Origin of the sequence: Nocardia sp. 852002-51101_SCH5132738 (assembly GCF_001665695.1) — a bacterium.
GTDB lineage: Bacteria > Actinomycetota > Actinomycetes > Mycobacteriales > Mycobacteriaceae > Nocardia > Nocardia nova.
Window position 1 is genome coordinate 48,752 of sequence record NZ_LZML01000061.1, and the last position, 8,418, is coordinate 57,169.

Annotated in this window: 8 protein-coding genes; 2 read left to right on the forward strand and 6 right to left on the reverse strand. The window is 68.2% G+C overall.

Annotated elements, in window-relative coordinates:
• Nucleotides 1-6: 6 nt before the first annotated feature.
• Genes A5789_RS08960 through dapE form a run of 4 tightly spaced genes read right to left on the reverse strand, consistent with a single transcriptional unit; the run spans nt 7 to nt 4,300 of the window.
• Nucleotides 7-1,776, reverse strand: a complete 1,770-nt coding sequence (locus tag A5789_RS08960) for a long-chain-acyl-CoA synthetase (RefSeq protein WP_082856868.1) — start codon at nt 1,774-1,776, stop codon at nt 7-9.
• Between the two features lie 41 nt (nt 1,777-1,817).
• On the reverse strand, nt 1,818-2,381 hold the full coding sequence (locus tag A5789_RS08965; RefSeq protein WP_104364295.1) for a TIGR00730 family Rossman fold protein: 564 nt from the start codon (nt 2,379-2,381) through the stop codon (nt 1,818-1,820).
• On the reverse strand, nt 2,378-3,181 hold the full coding sequence (locus A5789_RS08970) for a TIGR00730 family Rossman fold protein (protein ID WP_063012360.1): 804 nt from the start codon (nt 3,179-3,181) through the stop codon (nt 2,378-2,380). Before A5789_RS08970 ends, A5789_RS08965 begins: the two co-directional genes overlap by 4 nt.
• An 18-nt stretch (nt 3,182-3,199) precedes the next feature.
• The gene (dapE, locus tag A5789_RS08975; protein WP_063012362.1) at nt 3,200-4,300 is read right to left on the reverse strand and encodes a succinyl-diaminopimelate desuccinylase; all 1,101 of its coding nucleotides are present in this window, start codon (nt 4,298-4,300) and stop codon (nt 3,200-3,202) included.
• Between the two features lie 109 nt (nt 4,301-4,409).
• Here dapE and dapD point away from each other — a divergent pair, with 109 nt between their 5' ends.
• Nucleotides 4,410-5,363 carry a 2,3,4,5-tetrahydropyridine-2,6-dicarboxylate N-succinyltransferase gene (gene dapD / locus A5789_RS08980; protein ID WP_064922994.1) on the forward strand — a complete coding sequence of 318 codons (954 nt, stop codon included), beginning with the start codon at nt 4,410-4,412 and terminating at the stop codon, nt 5,361-5,363.
• Nucleotides 5,364-5,438: 75 nt separating this feature from the next.
• Here the strand turns inward: dapD and A5789_RS08985 are convergent, their stop codons facing one another.
• Nucleotides 5,439-5,810: a PPOX class F420-dependent oxidoreductase gene (locus tag A5789_RS08985; RefSeq protein WP_030514882.1), complete on the reverse strand. Its 372-nt coding sequence runs from the start codon at nt 5,808-5,810 to the stop codon at nt 5,439-5,441.
• A gap of 68 nt (nt 5,811-5,878) precedes the next feature.
• Nucleotides 5,879-7,303, reverse strand: a complete 1,425-nt coding sequence (locus A5789_RS08990) for an acyl-CoA synthetase (protein ID WP_064902031.1) — start codon at nt 7,301-7,303, stop codon at nt 5,879-5,881.
• Nucleotides 7,304-7,467: 164 nt separating this feature from the next.
• Between A5789_RS08990 and A5789_RS08995 the strand changes: the two genes are divergently transcribed.
• The gene (locus A5789_RS08995; RefSeq protein ID WP_063012366.1) at nt 7,468-8,316 is read left to right on the forward strand and encodes an oxygenase MpaB family protein; all 849 of its coding nucleotides are present in this window, start codon (nt 7,468-7,470) and stop codon (nt 8,314-8,316) included.
• Nucleotides 8,317-8,418: the final 102 nt, after the last annotated feature.

Consider the following 8,418-nt stretch of genomic DNA (forward strand, 5'->3'; position numbering starts at 1 on the left):
CACGACCTAGCCTCGGGGTGCGGTACCGGCCGCCACCTCGTCGGGATAGCTCGGGTAGAACGGCACATATCCCTGGTCGCGGCCCTTCAGCGCATAGACCTCGGTCGAATCGTCCGGGGTGAATCCCTGCTTGCGCAGGTCCACCTTGCGGCTCTTGAAGGTCGACGTGGTCTCCAGTTCGGGCACCACGCGGACGAACAGCGGCACCGCATATCCGGGCAGGCGGTCGTAGAGCTGAGCGGCCAGGCCGGAGCCGTCGAAGGCGGCGCCGGCGGCGAGGGTCACCGCGGCCATCCCCGCCTTGCCGTCGGCTCCGGGCACGTCCACGCCGTACACCACCGCCTCGGTGATACCGGGCGCGCCGTCGAAGGCGCCCTCGACTTCGGTGGTCGCGACGTTCTCGCCCTTCCAGCGGAAGGTGTCGCCGAGGCGGTCGACGAAGGCGATGTGGCGCCAATGCTGGTCGCGCACAAGATCTCCGGTGTCGAACCAGCAGTCGCCCTCGTCGAATGCGTTGCGCACCAACTTCGATTCGGTCGCCGACTTGTCTGTGTAGCCGTCGAACGGGGAACGGTCGGTGACCTTCGCCAGCAGCAGGCCCACACCGCCGGAGGCAACCTTGCGCAGTCGCCCGTCGGGGTATCGCCGCGCCTTGCCGGTCTCCTCGTCGAATTCCACCACGGCGTAGGGCAGCGGCCCGAATCCGGCGGTGCGGTCCACGCCGAAGGCGTTGATGAAGGCGATATTTCCCTCACTCGCGCCGTAGAACTCCACCACCCGGCCGATGCGGAAGCGCCGCCGGAATTCGTCCCACAACTCCGCGCGCAGGCCGTTGCCGACGGCCAGCCGCACCGAATGTTCGTGTTCGCGAGACGATTCCGGCTGGTTGAGCAGATAGCGGCAGAGCTCGCCGATGTAGATGAAGGCCGTCGACCTGGTCGCGATGACCTCGCTCCAGAAGTTCGACACCGAGAATTTGCGTCCCAGCGCCAACGTCGCGCGCGAGCCGAGCACCGCGCCGAGCGCGACGGTCAGCGCGTTGTTGTGATACAGCGGCAGGCAGCAGTACATGGTGTCGCCACCACGCAGGCGGATGCCCAGACCGCCCAGCCCGGCCATACTCTTCGTCCAGCGCAGATGGGTCATCACGCTGGCCTTCGGCAAGCCCGTCGTGCCGGAGGTGAAGATCAGGAACGCACGCTCCCGGGCACGAATATCGGCGCACACCTCCGGGTCCGCCGGATCGGCGTCGCGGGCCAGTTCCCGCAGTTCCTCGGAATACAGCAGATTCGGCGGCGGCTCGGGCAGCGAGCGCACCGCGTCCTCGCATTCCTCGCCGATCACGTTGACCGCGCTGTCGAGCAGACCGAAGCTGTGGGCGAGCACCTGTTCGCGCTGATTGTGATTGAGCAGTCCGACGGTCGCGCCCAGCTTCGCCGTCGCCAGTACCACGAACAGCGTGTCGGGGCGGTTGGTCATCAGCACGCCCACCACATCGCCGCGGCGCACACCGCGCTGCGCCAGCACCTGCGCGAAGCAGTTCACCTCGGTATTGGCCTCGCCGTAGGTGTATTCGCGACCCTCGAAGCGCAGGAACGGCCGATTGGGATACCGCCGTGCCGCCTTCTGGAAGTACAGCCCGACCGAGGATTTGTCGTCGGCGCGCACGAGCATGCCGGTGGCGCCGCGCAGCATGCCCGGCGTTTCCACCGCCATCGCGGGCAGCCTGCGCACCAGATCCCAGAGACTGATCGTGTTGCGGGCCTCGGTGCTCACATTCTCCTCCAACGGGTTCCGGTCGAGCGGTGTCGAATCGCTCAGGCAGTGCCGATGCGCGGCGCGGTCAGGGCTCGGAATGCGGATGCCACATCCGCGGTCACGGTAATCCGATCCAGTGCGGGCCGTCCGATGAATCCGGCCGCGCTCAGTTCGTCCAGCCACGCGAACAGCCCGCGGTAGTGGCCGTTCGGATCCAGCACCACCAACGGCTTGCCGTGCAGTCCCAGATATCCGCCGGTCCACGCCTCGAAGAATTCCTCCAGCGTGCCGATTCCGCCCGGCAGGGTCAGGAAGGCGTCGGCGCGATCCTCCATGATCTGTTTGCGTTCGCGCATGGTGTCGGTGACGATCAGCTCGTCGCTGTCCACATCGGCGACTTCCTGATGCACCAGACGTTTCGGGATCACGCCCGTGGTGCGAGCGCCCCCGGCGCGCGCGGCCACCGCCACCGCACCCATCATCGACACATGCCCGCCGCCGGAGACCAATTGCCAACCGCGCCGGGCGATTTCACTGCCCACCTCGGCGGCCAGCCGCAGCGCGTCCGGATCCGTGGCGCTGGCCGAACAGTAGACACACACCGCGAACGGCTGCCCGTTCACCACTTGTCCTCCGTCCCCGTGGACTCCTCGCCGCGGCGCGCGGCGGCCTGCAGCACGATGTCGATCAGCTCCTCCACACTGTCGGTCACGTGCAGCAGTCCCAGATCACCGGGCGAGATCTTGCCCGAGCCGGCCGGCGAATCCCGCAGCCAGTCGACCAGCCCCGCCCAGTATCGACTGCCGAACAGGATGACCGGGAAGCGGGTGATCTTGTTGGTCTGCACCAGTGTGAGCGCCTCGAACAGCTCGTCCAGGGTGCCGAAGCCGCCGGGCAGGCAGATGAACGCCTGGGAATACTTGACGAACATCGTCTTGCGGGCGAAGAAGTAGCGGAAGTTGATACCGAGGTCGACCCATTCGTTGAGGCCCTGTTCCATCGGCAGTTCGATGCCGAGGCCCACGGAGTATCCGCCCGCCTCGCAGGCGCCGCGATTGGCCGCCTCCATCACGCCGGGGCCGCCGCCGGTGATCACCGCGAAACCGGCCTCGGCCAGCGCGGCGCCGATGGCCCGCGCCGCCTCGTATTCGGGGGTATCCACCTGCGTCCGCGCCGAACCGAAAACCGATACGGCCCTGGGTATTTCGGCGAGGGCGCCGAAACCCTCCACGAATTCGCTCTGGATCCGGAGCACCCGCCATGGGTCGGTGTGCACCCAGTCGGTGGGTCCGCGGCCGTCGAGCAGATGCTGATCGGTGGTTCCGGTGCCCTGTTTGCGGGCCCGGCGCAACATGATCGGGCCCCTGAACTTCGGAGTGGACTTCGGTGATCTGGTCGGTGCGGGCTCGGACGCGGTGGACATGGGACCGAACCTACCGGTTCAGCCCTTGTGACCGGTCAGGTAGTTGCGCAGGATCTCGGTGACGACGGTGATCTGGCGGGTGGGTACGCGCTCGTCCACCTTGTGCGCCAGGTTGGGGTCGCCGGGCCCGAAATTGACCGCCGGAATGCCGCGAGCGGCGAATCGCGACACATCGGTCCAGCCGTATTTCGCGCGCACCCCGCCACCGCCGTGGGAATGGACGCGTTCCACCAGGTTCTTCGCGGCCGGCGCCGACAGACCCGGCAACGCGCCGGGCGCACCGTCGGTCCGCTCGAAGCTCACATCCAGTCCGTCGAACACCTCGCGCACATGCTCGGTCGCCTCGTCGAGGGTGCGATCGGGCGCGAACCGGAAGTTCACCAGCACCTCGGCCTCGTCGGGCACCACATTGCCGGCCACACCGCCCTCCACCTTCACCGCGGACAACCCCTCGCGGTACACGCAACCGTCGATGTCCACCTCGCGCGGCACGTAGTCGCGCAGCCGCTGCAGGACGGGCGCCAGCTTGTGAATGGCGTTGTCGCCCAGCCACGCTCGCGCGGTATGGGCGCGGGTGCCGCCGAGGCCGAGGCGGACGCGCAGGGTGCCCTGGCAGCCGGCCTCGATCCACGCGCCCGACGGTTCGCCGAGGATGGCCAGATCGCCGTCCAGCCATTCCGGCAGCTCGCGTTCGATGCGGCCGAGACCGTTGTATTCGGCGGCGATCTCCTCGCAGTCGTAGAAGATCAGGGTCAGATCGCAGACCGGGTCGGCGACGGTCGCGGCCAGGTGCAGGAAGACCGCGTCACCGGATTTCATGTCGACGCTGCCGCAGCCGAACAGCACTTCCTCACCGTCGATCGTCTCGAACCGGCCCGGCACGTTGTCGGCGATCGGCACGGTATCCAGGTGACCGGCCATGATCACCCGGTGCGGCAGCCCGCGATTCGTGCGAGCCAGCACGGTGTTGCCGTGCCGCAGCACCTCGAAGCCCTCGGTCTGCTCACGCAGGGCCCAGGCGACGGTGTCGGTGATCGCCGCCTCGTCGCGGGAGACGCTCGGGATGTCGACGAGGGTCGCGGTGATCGAGATCGGGTCGGCGCGCAGATCGATGGTCACCGGACCAGCCTAATTGTTCGCACGTCTCACGACCGGGCCGAGCGGCTCCGGCCCTGGCGGCACAGGGAGCCCGCCACCTCGCGATCCGCACCCAGTAGGCTGAGGGGCCGTGAGCACACAGGGAGCATCCGCAGCCGGCCTAGCGACGGTGACCGTGAACGGGACGGTCCTCGACACCTGGTACCCGTATCCGGAACTGGGCACGTTCGAGACGTCCGAGACCACGCGGCTGAGCCCGAGCGACCCGGAGTACGCGCGCTTCGCCGATCTGGTCGGCCCCGACGAGGCCCGCCGGGTCGAGGTCGTCGCGGTGCGCACCACGATCGCGGACCTGTCCGCGCCGCCGATCGACACCCACGACGAATATCTGCGCCTGCATCTGCTCTCGCACCGGCTGGTCCGCCCGCACGGGCTCAGCCTGGAGGGGCAGTTCGGCCTGCTGGCCAATGTGGTGTGGACCAATTACGGCCCGTGCGCGGTCGAGGACTTCGAGCTGGTGCGCGGAAAGTTGCGCGCCCGCGGTCCGGTCACCGTCTACGGCGTCGACAAATTCCCCCGCATGGTCGACTACGTGCTGCCCGCCGGCGTCCGCATCGCCGACGCGGACCGGGTGCGGCTGGGCGCGCATCTGGCCGAGGGCAGCACGGTCATGCACGAGGGTTTCGTGAACTTCAACGCCGGCACCCTCGGCGCCTCCATGGTCGAGGGCCGCATCTCCGCCGGTGTGGTGGTCGGCGACGGTTCCGATGTGGGCGGCGGCGCCTCCATCATGGGCACCCTGTCCGGTGGCGGTAAGCAGGTCATCTCGATCGGCGAGCGCTGCCTGCTCGGCGCGAACGCGGGCCTGGGTATTTCGCTGGGCGACGATTGCGTCGTCGAGGCCGGCCTCTACGTCACCGCGGGCACCAAGGTCGCGCTGCCGGACGGCCGCACGATCAAGGCGGCCGAACTGTCCGGCCAGTCGAATCTGCTGTTCCGCCGCAACTCGCTGACCGGCAGCGTCGAGGTGGTCGCGCGCAAGGGCACCGGCATCGAACTCAACGCCGCCCTGCACGCCAACTGATCTCACGCGAAACGCCCCTTCCCGCTCGGCGGAAGGGGCGTTTCGTGTCTCGTGCCGGGCCTAGTCGGTGCCGGCCTAGTCGATGCCGAAGCCGAGCACGCGCTGCGGGGTGATGCGGATCAGTTCCCGCGAGCCGCCGTCGAGGTAGGTGTCGACATCTCGCAAAGCCTGTGCCACGCCACGGATTTCGAGGCAGCGCACCTGCCACGGATTCACCGAGGCGATATCGTCGACGACGAACGCGACCCGCTCCTCCTTGGCGAGATTGCGGAACTTCTGCGAGGCGCCCATGTTGTGGCCCGCGATATCGATGGTGCCGAGGGCTTCGTTGTAGCGGAAACCCACCGGGTTGTTCTGCGGCGATCCGTCCGGGCGGATGGTGGCCAGCCGACCCAGGCGTTGGCCCGCCAGATACTCGATCTGGGCTGCAGACAGCGTTGCGATCATGCGCCGACCTTAGAACCTCGAGTGCGGTACAGGTCAACCCGCCACGTTCCCGGCACCGGATCGTCGGATCAGCGCAACTGCTTCTTCTGCACCTTGCCCATGGCATTGCGCGGCAACTCGGTCACCATCAGCACCTCGCGCGGCCGTTTGTGCGCCGACAGCTGCTGGGCGACGAAGTCGATCAGTTCCCGCTCCGACATCGGGGTGTCCGCGCGCGGCACGACGTAGGCCCGGATGCGCTGCCCCAGATCCGCGTCCTCGATCCCGACCACCGCGACCTCGGCCACATTCGGGTGACCGAGCAGGCAGGTTTCGACCTCCCCGGCCCCGACGCGATAGCCACCGGATTTGATCAGATCCACCGATTCGCGCCCGACGATGCGATGGAATCCCTCGGCGTCGATCGCGGCGACATCGCCGGTGACGAACCAGCCGTCCTCGGTCCAGCTGTCGGCGGTGGCCTCCGGCCGGTTGAGATAGCCGTCGAACAGCATGGGCCCGCGCACCTGCAGTCCGCCGATACTTTCGCCGTCGTGCGGAACCGGCGCGCCCGTCTCGTCGCGCAACCGGGTCTGCACGCCCGCCACCGGCAGGCCGACCCAGCCCGGCCGGCGCTCGCCGTCGGCCCGAGTGGAGAGCGTGATCATGGTTTCGCTCATGCCGTAACGCTCCACCGGCGCCTGACCGGTGAGCTCACGCAGCCGTTCGAAGACCGGAATCGGCAGCGGCGCGCTGCCGGAGATCAACAACCGGGCATTCGCCAATTCCTTTGCGGCATCCGGGTCTTCGGCGATACGCGACCACACCGTCGGCACGCCGAAGTACAGGGTGCCGGCCGCGGCCGCATAGGCGGCAGGCGTGGGTTTTCCGGTGTGCACGAGGGGGCTGCCGACTCGCAGCGGCCCGAGCACGCCGAGGATCAGACCGTGCACGTGGAACAGCGGAAGGCCGTGCACGAGTGTGTCTTTCGAGGTCCACGCCCACGCCTCGAACAGGGCGTCGAGACCGGCGGCGATCGCGCCGCGACTGAGCACGACACCCTTGGGCGCACCCGTGGTCCCGGAGGTGTAGAGGATGAAAGCCGTTGTGTTCGCGGGCGGTTCGGGATGGCTGTGCCAGGAGCGGGCGTGTTTGCGCACCGGAATCACCGGCAGCGTGGGGTTGTCCGGCGCCGCGCCGAGCCAGGCCCGCGCCCCGGAATCGGCGAGGATATGGTCCAGTTCGGCCGATCCGGCATCCGGCGGCACCGGCACGGCGGCGACCCCCGCGATCAGGCAGCCGAGGATGCCCAGCACGGTGGTGGCGGTCGGGCGGGCGAGAATCGCGACGCGGCCGGCGCCGGCGATGCGTTCGGCCACCGAGGTCGCGGCGCCGACCAGGTCGCTGCGCGAGAGCGTCTCACCGTCGATGGTGACCGCATCGGGAATGTCGTATCCGGCGGCCACGGCGGCCGGATTCAGCGAGGGCAACAGCGGCAGCGAACCGTAGGACATCGCGCCAACCTATCAATCCGGCTCGACGATCCGGCACTGCCGGCACTCTCCCCGGCCGAGCGGCCGATTGCGAATTCGTCTCGTCGCCCCGCGGCCGTTGACAGCGCATTGAGGTGGTGAGACTGTCGAAGTGCAGCCTTCTCACGCGGAGATGGGGGTCGACGATGACCACGTCCATTCGCACGTCGCCCGGGCAACCGGTCGCCGACTACGATGTCGCGGCACACCTGGACGGTTCGGCCGCCTTCTTCGGTGCCGCGGCCAACGTCATCATGCAGCTGTCGCTTCCGCCCGTCGGCTACGGCGTGGTGGAGAGCACCGTCGACAGCGGCAAGGTGATGGTGCATCCGGTCAAACGCACCCGCACCACGCTGACCTACCTCGCCGTGGCCATGCTGGGCAGCGACGACGAACGCGCCGCCTACCGCGCCGCCGTGAACTGGCAGCATCGTCAGGTCCGCTCCACCGCACAGAGCCCGGTCAAGTACAACGCCTTCGATCCGACGTTGCAGCTGTGGGTGGCGGCCTGCCTGTACTGGGGTTCGCGCGACCTCTACGAGCGCATGCACGGCCCGATGCCCGAGCAGGAGGCCGAGGCCTTCTACCGTCACGCTGCCCGGTTCGGGACCACCCTGCAGATGCCGCAGGCACTGTGGCCGGCCGACCGCGCCGCCTTCGACGCCTACTGGAACCGGCAGATCGCCGAGGTCCGGATCGATCCGACGATCCGCGCATACTTCGACGATCTGGTGGACCTGAAGATGTTCCCGCCGCCGATCCGCCTGGCGTTCGGGCGATTTCACCGCTGGGTGGTCGCCGGGTTGCTGCCGCCGAATCTCCGCACGCAGATGGAGATGCCGTGGACCGAATCCGACGACCGCCGTTTGGCCCGGTTACTGCACGCGGTCGGCGCGGTGGAGGAGCGAGTCCCCAAGCAGCTCAAGATGTTTCCGGTCAACGCGTATATGTTCGACATGCGCCTACGGCGGCGTTTGGGACTGCGGCTGGTGTGAGGCACGACGAAGTAGGCACCGAGTTCCCCGTTATCTTTTTCCCAGCTCCAATCAGGGGCTACGGTCGCCGGGCCCGGTATGGCTCTTTGCCCCCAGTCTCTC

Excerpts from the sequence above, each read along its gene's own strand:
- A5789_RS08990 (WP_064902031.1), bottom strand. The coding sequence starts at position 7,303 with ATGTCCTACGGTTCGCTGCCGCTGTTGCCCTCGCTGAATCCGGCCGCC.
- A5789_RS08995 (WP_063012366.1), top strand. The coding sequence starts at position 7,468 with ATGACCACGTCCATTCGCACGTCGCCCGGGCAACCGGTCGCCGACTAC.
- A5789_RS08985 (WP_030514882.1), bottom strand. The coding sequence starts at position 5,810 with ATGATCGCAACGCTGTCTGCAGCCCAGATCGAGTATCTGGCGGGCCAA.
- A5789_RS08970 (WP_063012360.1), bottom strand. The coding sequence starts at position 3,181 with ATGTCCACCGCGTCCGAGCCCGCACCGACCAGATCACCGAAGTCCACT.